Below are 17,250 nucleotides of genomic sequence, written 5' to 3'. Positions count from 1 at the left end.
TTAACGCAAAAACGCCGGGGCCACAGGCCCCGGCGCTTAAATTTTTTACCCTGAGCCCGGCGATCAATCGTCGCGGTGGACCTTTTCCCGGCGCTCGTGACGTTCCTGTGCCTCAAGCGTCATGGTGGCAATCGGACGCGCATCCAGACGTTTCAGCGAAATCGGGTCGCCAGTCTTTTCGCAGTATCCGTATTCGCCTTCTTCGATACGGCGCAGGGCCGAGTCGATCTTGGCGACCAGTTTGCGCTGACGATCCCGGGTGCGCAGTTCAAGCGCGCGATCTGTTTCTTCGCTGGCGCGGTCTGCGACGTCCGGAATGTTACGAGTGTTGTCCTGCAGCCCTTCGATCGTGTCGCGGCTGCCTGCCAATAGCTCTGTCTTCCAATCCAGCAGCTTGCGGCGAAAATACTCAAGCTGACGATCATTCATGAAAGGTTCATCTTCGGCCGGACGGTAATCTTCCGGCAGAAAAACTTCCTGCTTCATATTTGCTCCCTCGGTATGGCCAGAAACGTCGGTCGCGGCTGTTTCACCTGACATTTGGCTCTCCCTTCTGCGCAGCGTTTAGCCGACGGGCGGTGGAATGTCACTACACAAACGTTGCTTCCACATGTGCCCGCGTGGATTTGTCTAACTATGAGACAAACATCAACAAAACCTTGTTTTTCTGTGAAATTCAGCAGGCATTTTTAGGGCGAACCGCACGATGCCAAGCTTTGGCAGCGCGCGAATCAAGCAAAAGGGGTTGGAGATGCAGTAAAAATCCTGTTGACCGACGCAGGGACGCGGGTTGTCAAAATCCTTGCCTCTCTGTAACCCGGAAAACACAATTCACCCATCCATGCCATAAAACCACACGAGAGGCTCATGACCGCACGTTTTCAAGGCACTGCCGAATATGTCGCCACGGACGATCTGACCATTGCCGTGAACGCTGCCGTCACACTCGAACGCCCTCTGCTGGTCAAGGGTGAACCCGGCACCGGCAAGACCGAATTGGCCAAACAGGTGGCCGGGGCGTTGGGGTTGCGAATGATCGAGTGGAACGTGAAATCCACCACGCGTGCGCAACAGGGCCTGTATGAATACGATGCGGTCAGCCGACTGCGCGACAGTCAGCTGGGTGAAGAGCGTGTGCATGACGTGTCGAATTATATCCGCAAGGGTAAGCTTTGGCAGGCGTTCGAGGCCGATGAAAAGGTCGTTCTGCTGATCGACGAAATCGACAAGGCGGACATCGAGTTTCCCAACGACCTTTTGCAAGAACTCGACAAGATGGAGTTCCATGTCTACGAGACCGCCGAAACGATCCGGGCCAAGAACCGTCCCATCGTCATCATCACATCGAACAATGAAAAGGAACTGCCCGACGCGTTTCTGCGCCGGTGTTTCTTTCACTACATCCGCTTCCCCGACGAGGCCACGATGCGCCGCATCGTCGAGGTGCATCACCCGGGCATAAAAGACGCACTTCTGACTACTGCGCTGACCCAGTTCTATGAAATCCGCGAGACGCAGGGGTTGAAGAAAAAGCCATCGACCTCAGAGGTTCTGGACTGGCTGAAACTGCTGCTGGCCGAAGATCTGAGCGCCGAAGACCTCAAGCGCGACGGGGCCAACGCCCTGCCCAAATTGCACGGGGCGTTGCTAAAAAATGAGCAGGATGTGCATTTGTTCGAACGTCTGGCCTTTATGGCGCGTGGCAAACGATAGCCAACACCTGAACAATCGGTGATCTTGGGTTGCGTTGCGGCACCCCGAATGCCAGCATCGCGACAGTAACAAGTTCAAACCCACAGAATTGGATACACCGCTTGGCGAATGCACTGAATATCCGCCCACTTCGCGCCGAGGACAAGAACCAGTGGGCTGATATGTGGCAGGACTATCTGGCATTTTACGAAACCACCCTGCCTCCTGAGATATACGAGACAACATTCTCCAGACTTTTGGGTGAAGACCCTCAGGACTTCTCGTGTTTTGTCGCGGAACAGGATGGCGCTCTGGTCGGGCTGACGCATTACCTGTTTCATCGACATGCATGGAAGGTGGAAAAGGTGTGCTATCTGCAAGACCTGTTCGCCAGACCCGAAACCCGTGGAAAGGGCGTCGGACGTGCGCTGATCCAGGCGGTTTATGACGAGGCCGACCGGCAAGGTGCCCCGTCGGTCTACTGGCTGACGCAGGAGTTCAACCACACCGCGCGGCAGCTGTATGATCGCATCGGAACGCTCTCACCGTTCATCAAGTACGCCCGCTCATGATGCGTTGGTCCGCTTTGGTGCTGGCACTGTTTGTGACGGGCTGCACATCGGTTCAAACAATCGAACTGTCCGAAAAAGTGACCTCGGTCGAAGTGGCGCTTCCTCCAACCAAGTCGTTCGGCTCTCCTCGTCCATGGCCACCCGCGCGGTCCAACAAGAACATCGCCGCTGACTTTGTGTCGTTGCATTTCGCGTTGGAAAGCGGGGCCGCCCTGCCCGTGTTCACCCGGTTTGAAACGCCGGTCACGGTGCGGCTGACCGGGTCGCCGACCGCCAGTATGCAGCAGGACCTGACGCGCCTGCTGAACCGTCTGAAACGCGAAGCCGGGATCAATATCCGGCAGATCCGTGAGGGTCAGGCCAATATCACGATCGAGGCGGTCAGTCAGGAAGACATCCTGCGCATTCTGCCCAATGCGGCCTGTTTCGTGGTCCCAAATGCCTCAAGCCTGGACGAGTATCGCCGTGACCGCCGGAAAGCCAAAAGCAGTTGGACCGAGCTACGCCAACGTGAACGGCTTGGCATTTTCATTCCTTATGATGTCAGCCCACAGGAAATACGCGATTGTCTGCATGAAGAGCTGGCTCAGGCTCTGGGGCCGCTGAATGACCTCTATCATCTGCCGGATTCAGTGTTCAACGACGACAACATTCACACCGTTCTGACCGGGTTTGACATGCTGATCCTGCGCGCCGCCTATGCGCCTGAGCTGCGAACGGGAATGAGCCGGGAACAGGTCGAGGCCGTGATCCCCGGAGTGCTGAGCCGCCTGAACCCGCGCGGGGACAGATTGGCTGTGCAACCCGCGACCGAAACGCCTCGCGAATGGGTCGAAGCCATTCAGAAATCGGTGGGCCCCGGGCCAGGATCGCCCCGGCAAATGAGGGCTGCCAGAAAAGCGGCCCGCATTGGCCAACAATTGGGGTGGACGGATCACCGCCGTGCCTACCCGCACTACCTTATGGGGCGGATGGAGCAATTCCGCGACCCGAACGAAGCGCTGAGACAGTTCCAGATCGCGCAGCAATTTCTGAAGGCGACGCCTGGAACCGAGGTCCACAGGGCCTATGTCACCACTCAGACCACTGCCTTTGCGCTGGCTCAAGATCAGGGACCCCGCGCTTTACCCGAACTGAACAACGCCATCGACGTGATGACCCGCGCCGAGAACGCCTCGATCCTGGCCACGTTGCTGCTGTTGAAATCCGAGGCGCTGAAACAGGCCGGACAGGTTCAACAGGCCCGTTCGGTCAGGCTGGACAGTCTGGGTTGGGCGCGATACGGCTTTGGCTCGGATCTGGTGGCCCGGTCTTTGGTTGAAAGCGCGGGTCAACGGGCCTCGGGCAGCACGACAGACGGATGAAACACACATGGTGGTAGTTCTGGGAATGGCGATACTGGGAGCAATCCTGGGCGCTTTGACCGCGAAGAAACGCAACGGCAACGGGGCCGATATGGCGCAATATGCAGCCGGTTACGGGATCGCGTTTGCGCTGATCGGGCTGGTGATCTCACTGGTTCTGGTCCGTTTGGTGGGCTAACGCTATGTTTCTGCCCTTTTTCGAAAACCTCCGCAAAGCTGGTATTCCCGTTTCCTTACGCGAATACCTGACCTTTCTGGAGGGCATGAAAAAGGGCCTCGCCACCTATGATGTCGAAGCGTTCTATTACCTCGCCCGCGTGTCGATGGTGAAGGACGAACGCAACATCGACAAGTTCGACCGCGCTTTTGCAGCCAGTTTCGATGGGCTGAACGAGATCAGTTTCGATCAGGTTCTGGAAGCCGTGGATATCCCTGCCGAATGGCTGGCCAAGATGGCCGAAAAACACCTGTCGGACGAGGAAAAAGCCGAGATCGAAGCGCTTGGCGGTTTTGACAAGCTGATGGAAACCCTGCGCGAGCGGTTGAAAGATCAACAGGGTCGCCATCAAGGCGGCAACAAGTGGATCGGCACGGCCGGGACCTCTCCGTTTGGCGCCTATGGGTATAACCCCGAAGGTATTCGCATTGGCCAAAAGGAAAGCCGCCATCAGCGCGCCATCAAAGTCTGGGACAAACGGGAATTCAAGAACTTAGACGACACAGTTGAACTGGGCACCCGCAACATCAAGGTCGCTCTGAAACGTTTACGCCGCTGGGCCCGTGAAGGTGCGGCTGAAGAGTTGGATCTGGACGGCACCATCCGGGCCACGGCTGAACACGGCTATCTCGACGTCAAGACCCGCCCCGAGCGTCACAACGCGGTCAAGGTTCTGTTGTTTCTGGATGTCGGCGGCTCGATGGATCCGCATATCAAAGTGGTCGAGGAGCTTTTCTCGGCTGCCCGCACCGAGTTCAAGCATCTGGAATACTACTATTTCCACAATTGTCTTTATGAAGGCGTATGGCGCGACAACCACCGTCGTTGGGATCAACAGACGCCCACGCATGAGGTGCTGCGTACCTATGGCGGTGATTACAAGTGCATCTTTGTCGGCGACGCCTCGATGAGTCCCTACGAAATCGCCTATCCCGGTGGCGCCAATGAACATTGGAACCAGGAAGCCGGTCAGGTTTGGTTAGAACGCGCGCGTGAGCAATGGGCGTCAAATCTTTGGATCAACCCGGTGCCCGAGAAATATTGGGAATACACTCACTCGATCGGTATGATCCGCGAGATTTTTGAGAACCGCATGGTTCCCATGACACTCGCGGGGCTGGAACAGGGAATGCGGGACCTTACGCGATAATGCGCGTGACCAAGATCGGCCAGGGGCCTATTGCTTGTAGGCGATTTGACTGACGTAGGACATGTAGCCAAAGAACGTGTTCTGCGCGACGCGGTCGCGTGCTTCTTGCTTCAGGGCCTCTCCGGTGTCGGGCTGTAGAACACCTTCTTCAACCAGGCGATCCGCGCCCCGGTCTATCACGGTCAGAAAATACTCCGCCTGCCCTTCAGCGACGTAACCGTGGCCTTTAAATGCGCCCAATGCAAATCCGTTTCGGGTCAGCAAACCTGAAATCTGGCGCATGATCCACAGGTTGGTGACGTTCTGGTTGATCATGAAACGCACAAGCTGATCCAGCGGATCGAAATCGGCGATCCGAGCGGTTGCGGTGCTGTAGTCCCCATCGCAAATCGCCAATACGCCGCCGGGTTTCAAAATCCGATAGGCCTCGTGGATTGCTTTTTCAGGACCGGGGACATGGCACAGTAATGTGTGCATCAGGACGATATCGAATGCGTCATCCGGCAGACCGGTCTGCCTTGCGTCGCCAATCACAAAGCTCAAGTTTGGTATATCCGCGAAATGCAGGTTGGCGCGTTCCACCATAACAGGCGAAGGTTCCACCCCCAGCGCAGTTTTGGCTCCGGCCATGCTGATCAGGTCCTGCGTCACATACCCCGTCCCCGAGCCCAATTCGACGGCCGAGGCATTCGGGGGCAACTTAATATCCGCAAGATAAGCTTGTCTGATCTCTTTCTGCGCCAAATCCTGGCTGCGGATATCTATCGCGTCGGCAATACGTTTCTGAAGTTCTTTATCCTGAGAGGCGAGATCGGCATAGGGGTCGGACACAACACTTCCTCCGGTAAAATCGGATGGATTATACTGCAATTTCGCAAAATTCTCATCTGCCCCGTGTTACTTGCTGGTCAAACATATCCCGCGCGGGTCTGAAAACGGGCTACACAATGCTGTCCCTGGCCCACTCAACGTCTGTTGCGGCGATCATGGGTTTGTCGGGATGGCTCTACTTGGCGCCCGTGTGTCCCTCTTGCCAGTTCTACGCCACTGCCCCATATCTGACTTATGATCAAACTCACCCCGATCCTTCTGGCCCTCCTTTACGGTCTTGCCATGTACCGGATTTCCGTCTGGCGTACCCATCGAGAACTGGATGCGAAATCAACGGAACTGGCCGACCCAGCGCTGAAACGCATGACGGACCGGCTGGCCGCCGCCCTGGGTATCGATCGGGTGCCGGTCTATATCTACGAGATCGACCCGGTGAACGGGCTGGCCGCTCCGGACGGGCGGATTTTCATTACGCGCGGGTTTTATCGGAAGTTTCGCAACGGCGAGGTATCGGCCGAGGAAATGGCCAGTGTCATCGCGCATGAGCTAGGGCATGTGGCCCTTGGACATGCGCGGCGGCGGATGATTGATTTTTCCGGTCAGAATGCGATGAGGACGGCATTGATATTGGTACTGAACCGGTTCATCCCGTTCATCGGCGCGATGATTGCCAACGCGTTGACCGCCCTTTTAGCCTCACGCCTGTCACGTGGGGATGAATATGAGGCGGATGAATATGCTGCCGCATTGCTGACCAAGGCCGGTATCGGCATAGGACCGCAGAAGTCGCTGTTTCACAAGTTGGAGGACCTGACGCAGCAGCGCGCCGGTGTCGTTCCGGCGTGGTTGATGAGTCACCCCAAGACGGACGAGCGGATTGCAGCGTTGGAAGCTCTTGAGCAGCGTTGGGACCGTGGATGAGGGTGTGCAGCGAGAGGCCAGCCTCTCGCGCTCTCCGGGATATTTTTAGCCAGATGAAGGTGGACCCCGTTTAGCTGCTGAGGGCTTTGCCAAGGCGTGGCAGGCGGGCTTTCTTCATTAGTGCGCGCAGGGTCCATTTGTCGCCCGAGAGACGGTTGGCCTCGGCAAGGATCTGAATGCCGAGCGCGTTCAAGCCTTCCGGGTCCGACTGCCAAAACCCATGCAGCAGAGTGTCGGGATCGCGACGCTCAAGCCCCTCTTCGGACAGGATATTTCGCGGGAAATCCTTGGCGTTCACTGTGACAATCATATCGGCAGAGGCCGCAACTGCCGTCGCCAGTACATGTATGTCATCGGCATCCGGCAGCCAAAGTCGGTTTTGCAGACCTTCATTCGATGCGTGCTCTGCATTTGGCCAGTTGGCTTGTGTCAGCGCGATTTCAGCACGCGCTTGTGCCTCACCCGTGGGGCCCAGTTTGCGGGCCGCCCGGGCCCATTCTTCGAGGATGCGTGCGGACCAGATCGGGGTAAAGTGACCAAGACGTGCTGCACCCAACAGCATCTCGCGCATCACCGTGGGGTAGATGACGCAGGTGTCGAGCACGGCTTTCATAGTCGGTAGAACACCGCTTTGAGATAGCCGCTTTCCGCAAGTTGCGGCAATTGCGGGTGATCCGCTCCTGCAAACCCGGTATGGATCAGTTGCGCCTGCCGTCCGGCGCGACCGATCCCGCGGGACGAGGCATCGCGAAAACGGCCCAAATCAGCGGCATGCGAGCATGAGCACAGCCCCAGATAACCACCGGGTTTGACCAGAGCTGCGGCCAGTCGGGCGATCCGTTCATAAGCGCGCAGACCCGCATCCAGCGCCTGTCTCGAAGGCGCAAAAGCGGGCGGGTCGCAGATCACCACATCGAACTGCGCCCCCTCTTCCCCCAGTTGGGTCAGCACGTCAAACGCATCGCCTTGCCGGGTTTGAAACTTGTCAGAAAAACCTGAAGCTTCGGCCCCACTTGCAGCCAGTGCCAGTGCGGCGGCGGAGCCATCGACGGACAGCGCTTGTTCTGCACCGCCTGCAAGCATGGCAAGACCAAAGCCGCCCACATGGCTGAAGACGTCCAGCACCTGCGCGCCCGGATGCACAAGCCGCGCAGCGAAGGCATGGTTGGGGCGCTGATCATAGAACAGGCCGGTTTTTTGCCCACCGGTCAGATCAGCCATATAGGTCGCGCCATTCATCGGCACCGGTAGCGGTGCATCAGGTGCAGTGCCGTGCAGAGTTTGATTGGTGTCGTCCAGCCCTTCCAGCCCGCGTGTGCGACCCGAGGCGTTCTTCAGCACAGTGGTCACGCCTGTGACCTTGATCAAAGCAGCGGTCAGCACGTCCAGATGCGCTTCGGCCCAGGCCGCATTCGGCTGGATGACGCAGGCCTCGCCAAAGCGATCGATGATCACGCCAGGAAAGCCGTCCGCTTCGGCATGGATCAGGCGATAATATGGGGCGTCAAATAGACTTTCGCGCATTTCAAGGGCGCGTTGCAGGCGGGTTTCGAACCACACGGCGTCAAGCTGCGCGTCAATATCACGGTCCAGCACCCGGCACATGATCTTGGACTCGGGGTTGACCGCCACCAGCGCGATGGGCGCGCGTTTGTCATCCTCAAGCACGGCCAAAGCGCCCGCCGGGATCTTGCGCGTGCGGCGGTCGGTGACGATGTCATTGGCATAGACCCAGGGGAAACCATGACGCAGGCCGCGCGCATTGGCTTTGGGTTTCAGGCGGATACGGGGGCGGTCGGCAGATTGGGTCATGGCGCCCTCATAGTCGTGAACGCGCCGGTGGAAAAGCCCTAGCGGTTACGAGATCTCCATCCACCCCGGCGTTTGGGGGCCTGAGCCGCTTGAAGGCCCTCGCTCAGCACCTGTGTCATGGGATGATCTGGGTTCTGATCTACGTAGCCCGCGTGCAATTCTGCCAGCGCCGTATTCTGATCGCGATCAGCGGGCAGGCTGAGCGCCCAGTCCAGAAAGATGCTGCGGCATTCCGGCAGGGTGATGCCTTCGATGCGATAGGCTTCGCGGATCAAGCCCTTGTGGTCGTTGGGATCAGTGCTGCGCGCCATCTTCGCCCCCTTTAATTACGCCACCGATCAGATCGGCTGCGGTCTTATAGCTCTCTTGCAATGCCGCCTGTAGGGCCTCGACCTGTTCGAACCCGGTCGCCCGGCACAAAAAGGCCGCACCGCCCTCGCCGATCTTATCGGCTTCGATGACCTTACCAGAAAGCAGCCGCGCCGCGCATTGCACAGACCAACATAAGTTATAGCAATCTTTCAAGGATTGCGCTTGCGCGACATCCAGCAACCCGGTAGCGACGGTCCCATCCAAACCGGACGATACATCGCGCTGTTGAGACCCGGCCAACAAGGCGCCAGTTTCCGCCATCAGCTCAATATCCATCAAACGACCGGGACCGTTCTTGGCATCCCAGATGCCCGCAGGCGCCTTGGCGGCGGCCAGACGCGCACGCATCTCGGCCACTTCGCGAAGGACTTTATCCTGATCCCTTAGGCGTGACAGGAAATCGGTCCGGAAGGTTTCAATGTCCTCAGCCAACCCCGCGTCACCCGCAACGACATGCGCACGGGTCAGGGCCAGATGCTCCCACACCCAGGCATCATTTTGCTGATAGTTGGTAAAGCTGGCCCAGCTTGTTGCCACCGGCCCCTGGTTGCCTGAGGGACGCAGCCGCATATCGACCTCATACAAGCGCCCTTGGGACATGGGGGCCGAGAGTGCAGTGATCAGCGCCTGTGTAAACCGGGCGTAATAAGTCCGCGTCGCCAGTGGGCGCGGGCCATCCGACATCTCTTGGTCCAGGGGGTCATAGATCACGATCATGTCCAAATCGGATTGCGAGTTGATGCGCCCTGCCCCAAGCGACCCCATGCCCAGAATGGCGGCTCCTCGCCCTGGCGCGGGACCATGTTTGCGGGCGAAGTTGTCCGTGACATGAGGGAGTATGGCAGCGATCACCGACTGAGCAAGCTCTGCATATTGCTGACCGGCCTGTGCCCCATCGATCAGGCCCCGCAGATGATGCACGCCGATGCGAAAATGCCATTCCTTGCACCAGCGCCGCGCCAGATCAAGCTGGGTTTCATAGTCCGTTTCTTCCGACAGAGCCTGTACCAGTTCGATCTGCAGCGCCTCTTGCCCCGGCCAATCGGTAAAGAAACTGCCCCCGATCACCGCATCAAACACAGACGCGTTGCGCGACAGATGCGAGGCAAGCGCATGGGATGTGCCAACAATATCGACCAAAAGGTCAATCAGATGCGGGTTTGCTTCGAACAGTGAAAACAGCTGAACCCCGGCGGGCAGACCGGCCAGAAACCCGTCCAAGGCCATAAGCGCCTCGTCCGGTTTGGCCGTCTTGGCAAGGCGTGAAAGCAATTCGGGCCTCAGGCGTTCGAAAATCCGAGCGCCGCGCTGGGATCGCAAGGCCGGATACGTCGTCCAACGGGCCAGTATGTTTTTGTCGAACTCCACGTCCTGAACCAGCGCGGGGGCCGGTGAGTGGCCCGGAGCGAAGAACCCCTCGGTCAGCTCATGCACCTCAGTCAGTCGGCGGGTTAGGTCTTGTGTCAACTCGGCGCTGCTGATCCCCATCAGGCAAGCGACGCGTTCTATCCCATCCGGCGAATTTGGCACTTTATGGGTCTGAGCGTCGTGAATCATCTGAATGCGGTGCTCGACCTCGCGATGCGCCCGGTAATGATCGGTCAGTTTCTCGGCCACGTCCTGCGGCACCCAGTCCTTCGAGGCCAGCGCCGCCAGCCCCGGAACAGTCCCCCTCACCCGCAGGTCCGCGTCGCGGCCACCCGCGATCAGTTGACGGGTCTGGGTAAAGAACTCGATCTCTCGGATACCGCCCTGCCCCAGCTTCATGTCGTGGCCGGGAATCGACAAAGACCCACCTGTTCCTTTGTTTTCCCGGATACGCAGACGCATATCGTGGGCGTCCTGAATGGCGGCAAAGTCCAGATGGCGCCGCCATACAAAGGGGCGCAGGCTGTCCAGAAATCGTTGACCCGCGGCCAGATCCCCGGCACAGGGCCGCGCCTTGATGTAAGCCGCGCGCTCCCAGGTACGGCCAAGGCTTTCATAGTACCGTTCAGCCGCCTCCATCGCCATGCAAACCGGTGTCACGGCGGGATCGGGGCGCAGCCTCAGATCGGTTCGAAACACATACCCGTCAGCCGTCTTGTCGCTGAGCGTTGCGCAGAAATTCCGCGTTGCCCGGACCATACCATGCCGGGCCTCATAAAAGTCATCTGGGTCAAATCGCGTCTCGTCAAACAGAACGATCAGATCGATATCCGAGCTGTAGTTCAGCTCATGCGCGCCCATCTTGCCCATCGCCAGGATGACCAAACCGGCTGCAGTTTCGACATCATCCTCGGTCATGCCCGGCAGCTTTTTGCGCCGGATCAATGCTGCAATCTCGGCCTTGGCTGCAATATCCGCTGCCAGAGCTCCGAAATCGGTCAGTACTGCCGTGACCTTCTCCAAAGACCAAGCACCTGCAATATCGGCCAATGCCGTGAGCAGAGCCATTCGCCGCTTGGCTTGCCGCAAGCCGGGCTTCAACTGGTCTGGCGGCAGGTCGCGTGCAGCGGTCATGACCTCCGCCAGCGCTTGATCCGGTTGCATCAGGGCCTCTGGCAGCCAATCCTTCTCCCGCTCGATCAGACCTTTCAGATAAGGGCTGGACCCGGCGGTTCCCGCAACCAAATCCCCTAACCCCTTAGTCAATCCTGGGATCAAAGCCCGTGCCTCGTCGCCTAAAGACGGATCAAAAGCACGTGGAAGTCGGGTAATAGCAAGAGCGTCAGTCATGCCCGCAAACTGCGCATCGCCGTGTGTGATCGTCAATGGGGCATTCTGATCAGATCTCCTGAAGAGGTGTGTCCTGACTGAAGCTGTTGACCCAGACATCGTTTCTTCTTTCCCAGAGCGAGGAAATCAGCATCGTGTCACGCCGTGTTGCACCCGGTCGCAGATATTCTGCCCGATAGGACAACAGCACAATGTCAGGCGTCAAAACGCGCAACCGCGCATCGCTCAGGTCAAACTCCGCCATCGTCGGCGCGTCCGCAAATTGACCGACATGATCGTCTCGATTGGCAAACCCGGTGGGATAAACTCCCAAAAAATCCGCACTCAGCAAAGCCCGGTCCGAGTTTGCATTTCCTTCCACCAGCGCCATCCATACCTGTTTTTCCAGATCCAGGATATCATTCAGCGCAGGCGCCGTTTTGATTTCAGTCATATTCATTGTTGTGTGACACTTGTTATTGCGGGAAACCGGAAGAAGCCGGAAGGGCGTTGTAAAATAGGGCTCATCGCCAAGCACCTCCCTAAAAGTTTCTTGAACCATAATGGTTTTCAAAAACCGTTAAAATGGGCGACTACGCTTCGGCTCAAAAAATTGTGACACCAAATACTGCAATCCCTCTTGAGTGCCGCAATACCTAATTAAACAAGCCGTATGAGGCGCACTTGTCACTCGTGCCGATGATGGATTTGTTGGTTTAACTCGGTCGGGAAAGCGAGCTGTCGGGTATGATCGACAGCCGACCACCGATCTCAACTCTGTCTGGTGGGCTCCAGGGCGTGCGTGGTGGCGACACGATCACCATCACGATCGCACCACCGCCAGGTACCGATCCGGCAGAGATAGCGCGCATGGTGCGAGACCAGATTGAGCGCCTCAAACAAAAGCGGAACGCGGATCTACATGACCGAGTGGATTACTGATGCAGTTTGGCGGTGTGATGATGGCGCTCGGTGTTTTCCGGTTTGACATGTCAAACGGGGCCTATCAAAAGATGGCCCGAAGTGCCGGGCATCGCTGGACCGAGGTCAACCGGATCGGGCGGGAAGCCGCCCTGCAATACTTGGGCCAACGCGCTCAGCAAATCACCATTGAAGGGGTCATTTACGTGCATTTCAAAGGTGGTTTGCGGCAGGTAGAGTTGATGCGGGCGCAGGCAGCTTTGAAGATGCTGTTGATGATGGTCGACAGGTTGGGTGGGGTCTGAAAGCGCTGGGTGATTGTTCAGGTCGAGGAACGCAAAAGCTACTTCATGCCTGACGGGGCCCCGCGCCAGATCGAATTCTTTCTGACGTCAAAATCCTATGGCCCGGATGCACAGGGCCTCACAGGTTTGATCGGGGGTATTCTGTGACAACGTACCGAACCATCGACGGCGGCATGGTAGATGAAATCTGCAAGGCTCATTACGGCCGCGAGGATTTCGCCATTGTCGTCTACGAAGCCAACCCCGGCCTGGCAGCAATGGGGCCGGTCCTGCCGAAGGGGCTGGTGATCACCCTCCCGGTTGTTCAGCAAGATCCGGTCAGGACACCAAAACGGCTTTGGGGTTGAGGCATGGAAATCGACTTTCGTATCCTCGCAGACGGCACCGATGTCACGGCATCATTTCAGGATCGTCTGATCAGTATGACGATCACTGACAAAGCCGGGTCCAAGTCTGACACCGCAGAGTTCCGCGTGGACAACCATGACTTTCAGTTGGCCCTGCCCCCGACCGGCGCGGCGCTGGAGATGGCAATGGGCTTTACCGGCAATCTGGTGTCGATGGGCCGTTTTGTGGTCGATGACCGGTCTGGCGACTTCGACCCGGCCACCCTTACAATCGACGCGAAGGCGACGGACATGCTGGGCGAAGTCCGCGCCCGCTGCGATTGGAAGTTCTTCGTCGCCACGACCAAAGACGCGCTGACGCAACGCGGGCCTTTTGCCTGATATCCGGCATCTGGATGAAGTTGCCGTGAGAATTTCAGGTTGCAAGTATTGGCTATGGCGTGCGGTCGATCAGCATGGCGTCGTGCTGAACGAAATCCTCCAACCGAAACGGGACAAACGGGCAGCAAATCGGTTGTTGCGGCGTTTGATGAAGAGCCGCGGCTTCATTCCCAAACGTATCATCACCGACAAGCCAAGGTCGTATAGTGCTGCCAAGCGAGAGGTCGCCCCGGGCCTGGATCATTGGTCGCACAAGGGCCTAAACAACCGCGCTGAAAACAGCCACTTGCCGTTCCGAAAGCGAGAGTGAGCGATACAAGGGAATCGGTTTCCAGGCGGACTTCGGAGGTTCGTGGCGACCCATTCAACCATCTGAAATTGCATCAGCGTTCCTGCTCGCCGCCTCTCCGCCTCAACACTTCGATACCACCGTCTCGAGGCATATGGCGTCTGGAATGCAGCCACCCGAGCAGCTTGAAACCTAAGCATCAGCATTGCTTGGTCGACCGGAAATTAACGTGACAACACCCTCTCCTCAAATCTCAGCAAAAACGGTCCACTCTGAACGTCTGAGAAATACAGATGCTAGCAGCAATCGTCCGACTTGACCTTCAGACCCAGCACGATCTCCTTGACGCAGACCTTGCTGATGTCCTGATCGATACCGAGGCATTTCGCAAGGCGCTGCGCCTCGTCAAGGCAATCCTTGTCTTTGGGCTTGTCGGCGTTGTAGGGCCGTTTGATATCCGGGTCGAGCCGATAGGTCATGCCGCCGACGAGCCCATCATTGGCCAGAACATCAATGCGGATATCCCGGTCCGAGGCCGTTTCGACCGAGTCGCGCGTGAAGGACTGTCCGGGATGCAGTTTGATGAACACCTCGCGCTTGGCCCCCGAGGCCAGCGAAAAGCCCGCGCCCACACCGACGAGCTCCAGCCGCCAGCCACGATCACGCAGAAGTCTGGGCAGATGGATGTCGAAGGTCATCTGACCGCGTTCCGGGTTGGGATTGCCCGCCCAGAAACTCACATTGTCGAGCCCGGCCATCAGGCCCTGCTCGCCGCCTCCGCCCGGAACCGGATTGACGTTTCGCTGACCCACATTGTTGTCGTTGGGGACAAGACGCCATTCGGGGATGGTTTCACCGGCGGTGAAATTGTCGATATTCGACGCATCGCCATCGGCGGTCACGACTATCAGCATGCAATCATGACCGTAGGCGTTGATGTTCGGCGTCCAATCGAACGGTCCGATGATCTTTTCTTCGGAATCGTTCGCGTCCAGCGTGCCGGCATTGACTGACGGCGTGCTGAAAGCCTCGAAATCAGCGGGCCAGTTGAGCCCGGCCCCGGGTTTCGTGTGATAGCCGTAGACAACCACGTTCTGCGCCTGCGCCGTGCCCCGGTTCTTGATCTTCACATAGGCGTAATTCACTTCGTTCAGGGCCGGTTCCTGGTGGGCCTCGATCCCGTCCGCCATGCGCCGGTTCCAAATCGTCGTGGTGTTCCAGTGGACATGCTGAAAGTCATACCCTCCGGCGCGCCCGTCATCGATATAGACATCGGTATCGGGCGGATCACCTGCAGTCGTTATCGTCCCGTCCGGAGCGATGCCATCGACCACCAGCGGAGTCTGATATTCGCCCTGCTGTTCGAAACACCAGCGCAGCACCTTGTGATAGGCACCACCAAAGACGCCCTCGCTGGTCCAGTTGAGCGCGTCGGTGCTCATCAGTTGATCGCAGAAATCACGCGCATAGGCGGGATTGGTGCCCGAGGTGAGGTCCCCGATCGCGCGCATGATCAGATACATCGACATGCGCGAGGCAAACTGTCGGCGGCCCAGATTGGGATGATCACCACCAATGGCGCGATAGAACCGGAACAGCGTCGTCGACAGTATCTCTTCGGACGGATAGCCGCCGGTATCGCGCGAGCCGTTCCAGGCCCAGCCATCCGCGATGTCCCGGTCTGCCCGGCGGTTCAGGGACGGATGCCATGGCACATAGGTGAACCGGAGATCACCCGGCTTGTTGACCGCGGTGCCATCGACGCCCCAGCAGTTCGAGTCCGGGTCGAAATAGATCATCGACAGAACGTCACCGGCGCTGTGACAAAAGCCGAAATTGGCGAAGTCGACCCCTTCATAGAGGATGCCGTGGCCCAGCACTTCGTGCAGGTGCACGCGGGGGTCGGCGGCGCGGCCCAGCGGATTCGTGGTATCGGTGGTATCCATCAGGCCGTAGCCCACGGACCCGATGCCGCCCGACCCGTTGCCGTTGCAGAGCGCGTTGATCGTATTGTTCGACCAGTACCGGATATCGACGGGGATCGGAAAGCTCGTATTCGCCATGTAATCGCCGATCACGGTAAAGCCCAAATCCTCCATCGTCCGGAAGATCCGGTCGACATGGAAATAGCCACTCACGGACGCGAAATCATGCGTCCGGGCATCATAGTCGAAATCGGTGCCTGTGGTTTCGGTGGGTTCTCCGGGATCGAGGCCGGCAACCTGCGTCACTTCCGCATAAGTGCCGATCAGCGACTGCGTGCCGCCCGAGGGCGGATCGAGGTTTTGCAGTGTCACGTCGTCCCTCTGGGGATTGAGCGTTGCGTTGTTCGACGCGCTGTTCAGCGCGGTGTTGCCGGTCTTGGTGATCGGGTCGTCTTCGAACACCAGCCCGTCGACGCAGCCCGAAAGCGAGCGCAGGTATAGAACGGCGTTGCTTTCCAGCTCGACCAGCATGCGCCAGACCCGTTTATCCGCACCGACCGTCAGCTCGAAATTGACCTCGGCCACCATGTAATCCGACCCATCCTTGATCCGGTCGGGGACGGCCGGCAGATCGAAGGGCTGCGGCATTCCGTGATCGAACACCTCACCCCCGCTGCGTTTGCTCCGGCGGCGGGCTGGCGCGTCGTCCTCCTGGATGACCGGGTTCGGATCGTGCCGGTGATGCGGATCGAGGCGCAGGTCGGGATCAAAACGGTAGATCCAGAACCGCCCCTGGATCAAACGGCTAGTGACCCGCTGATCCTCGCCGCTTTCCTGGAAGGTAAGCGCCTTGCGGATCAGGTCGCTGCCCGGCTGCTCGCCATCTCCTCCGGCCTCGCCCGCGGCAGGCCCGAAGGTGGTCGTGCGCAGGTCGGCGTTCGCGCGCAGCGCATGGGTCTGGGTCGTGACGGTATTCGCGTTCACAAACACCGATCGCCACCGGTCTATGGTCTTGCGCGACGGCAGCTTGGCATCGACGCCCGGCACTGTCGTGTCCTCCGAGGCGATGACGCGGTTGGGTCCCTGCTTGATGGTGACACGCAGTCCGGCGCGCCAGACCGGCACGTTGAGATAAGTCTGGAAGAACCCGTAGACGCGCCCGTCGAACCGCCCCTTTTCGTCGGACAGCCGGTAGTCTTCCGGGGCTTTCTTCGGATCGAGATACGTGACCTTCGTTTCAAGATTGTCGAGGCGTGGCGTCGCGATTTCGTAGACGCTTGCCAGATCCCGCAGATAGCGTGTCGCCGTCGCCAGCCCGCCGCCGCCAACCGGACTTTCCCAGTATTGCTGGCTATGGCGGATCTTGCGGACATGGTTGCCGTCATCGGTGCGGACATGCGCTTTCAGGTCGGAACGATAAAATTCTTTCATGATAAATGTCTCCCATAGTCTGT

Annotated in this window: 20 protein-coding genes; 12 read left to right on the top strand and 8 right to left on the bottom strand. The window is 58.5% G+C overall.

Annotated features, from left to right (window positions below):
• Positions 1-63: 63 nt before the first annotated feature.
• Entirely contained in the window at positions 64-486 is a 423-nt protein-coding gene (dksA, locus tag ALB80_RS01205; RefSeq protein WP_050602554.1) for an RNA polymerase-binding protein DksA, read from the bottom strand.
• Positions 487-867: 381 nt separating this feature from the next.
• On the opposite strand from dksA, the gene ALB80_RS01200 reads away from it, so the two are divergent.
• From ALB80_RS01200 to ALB80_RS01185, 5 genes are all read left to right on the top strand, one after another.
• A complete protein-coding gene (locus tag ALB80_RS01200) occupies positions 868-1,713 on the top strand; it encodes a MoxR family ATPase (protein WP_050602193.1) in 846 nt (281 codons plus the stop codon).
• A 101-nt stretch (positions 1,714-1,814) separates the two neighbouring features.
• Complete coding sequence (locus ALB80_RS01195; protein WP_157054122.1) at positions 1,815-2,264, top strand: GNAT family N-acetyltransferase; 450 nt, start codon at positions 1,815-1,817, stop codon at positions 2,262-2,264.
• A complete protein-coding gene (locus ALB80_RS01190) occupies positions 2,261-3,628 on the top strand; it encodes a DUF2927 domain-containing protein (RefSeq protein WP_050602192.1) in 1,368 nt (455 codons plus the stop codon). Before ALB80_RS01195 ends, ALB80_RS01190 begins: the two co-directional genes overlap by 4 nt.
• Before the next feature lie 7 nt (positions 3,629-3,635).
• On the top strand, positions 3,636-3,806 hold the full coding sequence (locus ALB80_RS22345; RefSeq protein ID WP_172677845.1) for a hypothetical protein: 171 nt from the start codon (positions 3,636-3,638) through the stop codon (positions 3,804-3,806).
• A 4-nt stretch (positions 3,807-3,810) separates the two neighbouring features.
• On the top strand, positions 3,811-4,995 hold the full coding sequence (locus ALB80_RS01185) for a VWA domain-containing protein (protein ID WP_050602191.1): 1,185 nt from the start codon (positions 3,811-3,813) through the stop codon (positions 4,993-4,995).
• A gap of 27 nt (positions 4,996-5,022) precedes the next feature.
• Here the strand turns inward: ALB80_RS01185 and ALB80_RS01180 are convergent, their stop codons facing one another.
• Entirely contained in the window at positions 5,023-5,826 is an 804-nt protein-coding gene (locus ALB80_RS01180) for a methyltransferase domain-containing protein (protein ID WP_050602190.1), read from the bottom strand.
• A gap of 234 nt (positions 5,827-6,060) precedes the next feature.
• Here ALB80_RS01180 and ALB80_RS01175 point away from each other — a divergent pair, with 234 nt between their 5' ends.
• On the top strand, positions 6,061-6,747 hold the full coding sequence (locus ALB80_RS01175; protein ID WP_050602189.1) for a M48 family metallopeptidase: 687 nt from the start codon (positions 6,061-6,063) through the stop codon (positions 6,745-6,747).
• Positions 6,748-6,817: 70 nt separating this feature from the next.
• Here the strand turns inward: ALB80_RS01175 and ALB80_RS01170 are convergent, their stop codons facing one another.
• The 5 genes from ALB80_RS01170 to ALB80_RS01150 are packed head-to-tail and all read right to left on the bottom strand — an operon-like array spanning position 6,818 to position 12,082.
• A complete protein-coding gene (locus ALB80_RS01170) occupies positions 6,818-7,360 on the bottom strand; it encodes an RSP_2648 family PIN domain-containing protein (RefSeq protein ID WP_050602188.1) in 543 nt (180 codons plus the stop codon).
• The gene (locus ALB80_RS01165) at positions 7,357-8,559 is read right to left on the bottom strand and encodes an RSP_2647 family RNA methyltransferase (protein WP_050602187.1); all 1,203 of its coding nucleotides are present in this window, start codon (positions 8,557-8,559) and stop codon (positions 7,357-7,359) included. The genes ALB80_RS01170 and ALB80_RS01165 overlap by 4 nt, the downstream gene beginning before the upstream one ends.
• Before the next feature lie 38 nt (positions 8,560-8,597).
• Entirely contained in the window at positions 8,598-8,870 is a 273-nt protein-coding gene (locus ALB80_RS01160) for a hypothetical protein (RefSeq protein ID WP_050602186.1), read from the bottom strand.
• Positions 8,854-11,649, bottom strand: a complete 2,796-nt coding sequence (locus tag ALB80_RS01155; RefSeq protein ID WP_050602552.1) for a [glutamate--ammonia-ligase] adenylyltransferase — start codon at positions 11,647-11,649, stop codon at positions 8,854-8,856. The genes ALB80_RS01160 and ALB80_RS01155 overlap by 17 nt, the downstream gene beginning before the upstream one ends.
• A gap of 49 nt (positions 11,650-11,698) precedes the next feature.
• Positions 11,699-12,082, bottom strand: coding sequence for a nuclear transport factor 2 family protein (locus tag ALB80_RS01150; RefSeq protein WP_253276796.1), 384 nt, complete (start codon positions 12,080-12,082; stop codon positions 11,699-11,701).
• A 293-nt stretch (positions 12,083-12,375) separates the two neighbouring features.
• On the opposite strand from ALB80_RS01150, the gene ALB80_RS01145 reads away from it, so the two are divergent.
• The 6 genes from ALB80_RS01145 to ALB80_RS22560 are packed head-to-tail and all read left to right on the top strand — an operon-like array spanning position 12,376 to position 13,892.
• Complete coding sequence (locus tag ALB80_RS01145) at positions 12,376-12,570, top strand: hypothetical protein (protein ID WP_050602185.1); 195 nt, start codon at positions 12,376-12,378, stop codon at positions 12,568-12,570.
• The gene (locus ALB80_RS22570) at positions 12,570-12,854 is read left to right on the top strand and encodes a phage tail protein (RefSeq protein WP_253276795.1); all 285 of its coding nucleotides are present in this window, start codon (positions 12,570-12,572) and stop codon (positions 12,852-12,854) included. The genes ALB80_RS01145 and ALB80_RS22570 overlap by 1 nt, the downstream gene beginning before the upstream one ends.
• A gap of 9 nt (positions 12,855-12,863) precedes the next feature.
• Complete coding sequence (locus ALB80_RS22565; RefSeq protein WP_253276794.1) at positions 12,864-13,001, top strand: hypothetical protein; 138 nt, start codon at positions 12,864-12,866, stop codon at positions 12,999-13,001.
• Positions 12,998-13,201, top strand: a complete 204-nt coding sequence (locus tag ALB80_RS01135) for a tail protein X (protein ID WP_083445155.1) — start codon at positions 12,998-13,000, stop codon at positions 13,199-13,201. Before ALB80_RS22565 ends, ALB80_RS01135 begins: the two co-directional genes overlap by 4 nt.
• Positions 13,202-13,204: 3 nt before the next feature.
• The gene (locus ALB80_RS01130; RefSeq protein ID WP_050602183.1) at positions 13,205-13,582 is read left to right on the top strand and encodes a phage late control D family protein; all 378 of its coding nucleotides are present in this window, start codon (positions 13,205-13,207) and stop codon (positions 13,580-13,582) included.
• On the top strand, positions 13,575-13,892 hold the full coding sequence (locus ALB80_RS22560; protein WP_256364007.1) for a DDE-type integrase/transposase/recombinase: 318 nt from the start codon (positions 13,575-13,577) through the stop codon (positions 13,890-13,892). Before ALB80_RS01130 ends, ALB80_RS22560 begins: the two co-directional genes overlap by 8 nt.
• Before the next feature lie 275 nt (positions 13,893-14,167).
• On the opposite strand, the gene ALB80_RS01120 is transcribed toward ALB80_RS22560, so the two are convergent.
• Positions 14,168-17,227 carry a hypothetical protein gene (locus ALB80_RS01120; RefSeq protein ID WP_050602182.1) on the bottom strand — a complete coding sequence of 1,020 codons (3,060 nt, stop codon included), beginning with the start codon at positions 17,225-17,227 and terminating at the stop codon, positions 14,168-14,170.
• Between the last annotated feature and the right edge of the window lie 23 nt (positions 17,228-17,250).

It is taken from the genome of Ruegeria sp. 6PALISEP08, assembly GCF_001238295.1.
GTDB lineage: Bacteria > Pseudomonadota > Alphaproteobacteria > Rhodobacterales > Rhodobacteraceae > Ruegeria.
Note: the sequence above shows the minus strand (reverse complement) of the source record. Positions and strands in the feature narration are given on the sequence as shown.

Coding starts and splice junctions, on each gene's coding strand:
- ALB80_RS01120 (WP_050602182.1), bottom strand. CDS start 17,227: ATGAAAGAATTTTATCGTTCCGACCTGAAAGCGCATGTCCGCACCGAT.
- ALB80_RS01175 (WP_050602189.1), top strand. CDS start 6,061: ATGATCAAACTCACCCCGATCCTTCTGGCCCTCCTTTACGGTCTTGCC.
- ALB80_RS01170 (WP_050602188.1), bottom strand. CDS start 7,360: ATGAAAGCCGTGCTCGACACCTGCGTCATCTACCCCACGGTGATGCGC.
- ALB80_RS22570 (WP_253276795.1), top strand. CDS start 12,570: ATGCAGTTTGGCGGTGTGATGATGGCGCTCGGTGTTTTCCGGTTTGAC.
- ALB80_RS01160 (WP_050602186.1), bottom strand. CDS start 8,870: ATGGCGCGCAGCACTGATCCCAACGACCACAAGGGCTTGATCCGCGAA.
- ALB80_RS01165 (WP_050602187.1), bottom strand. CDS start 8,559: ATGACCCAATCTGCCGACCGCCCCCGTATCCGCCTGAAACCCAAAGCC.
- ALB80_RS01190 (WP_050602192.1), top strand. CDS start 2,261: ATGATGCGTTGGTCCGCTTTGGTGCTGGCACTGTTTGTGACGGGCTGC.
- ALB80_RS01185 (WP_050602191.1), top strand. CDS start 3,811: ATGTTTCTGCCCTTTTTCGAAAACCTCCGCAAAGCTGGTATTCCCGTT.
- ALB80_RS22345 (WP_172677845.1), top strand. CDS start 3,636: ATGGTGGTAGTTCTGGGAATGGCGATACTGGGAGCAATCCTGGGCGCT.
- ALB80_RS01150 (WP_253276796.1), bottom strand. CDS start 12,082: ATGACTGAAATCAAAACGGCGCCTGCGCTGAATGATATCCTGGATCTG.
- ALB80_RS01130 (WP_050602183.1), top strand. CDS start 13,205: ATGGAAATCGACTTTCGTATCCTCGCAGACGGCACCGATGTCACGGCA.
- ALB80_RS01155 (WP_050602552.1), bottom strand. CDS start 11,649: ATGACTGACGCTCTTGCTATTACCCGACTTCCACGTGCTTTTGATCCG.
- ALB80_RS01200 (WP_050602193.1), top strand. CDS start 868: ATGACCGCACGTTTTCAAGGCACTGCCGAATATGTCGCCACGGACGAT.
- dksA (WP_050602554.1), bottom strand. CDS start 486: ATGAAGCAGGAAGTTTTTCTGCCGGAAGATTACCGTCCGGCCGAAGAT.
- ALB80_RS01145 (WP_050602185.1), top strand. CDS start 12,376: ATGATCGACAGCCGACCACCGATCTCAACTCTGTCTGGTGGGCTCCAG.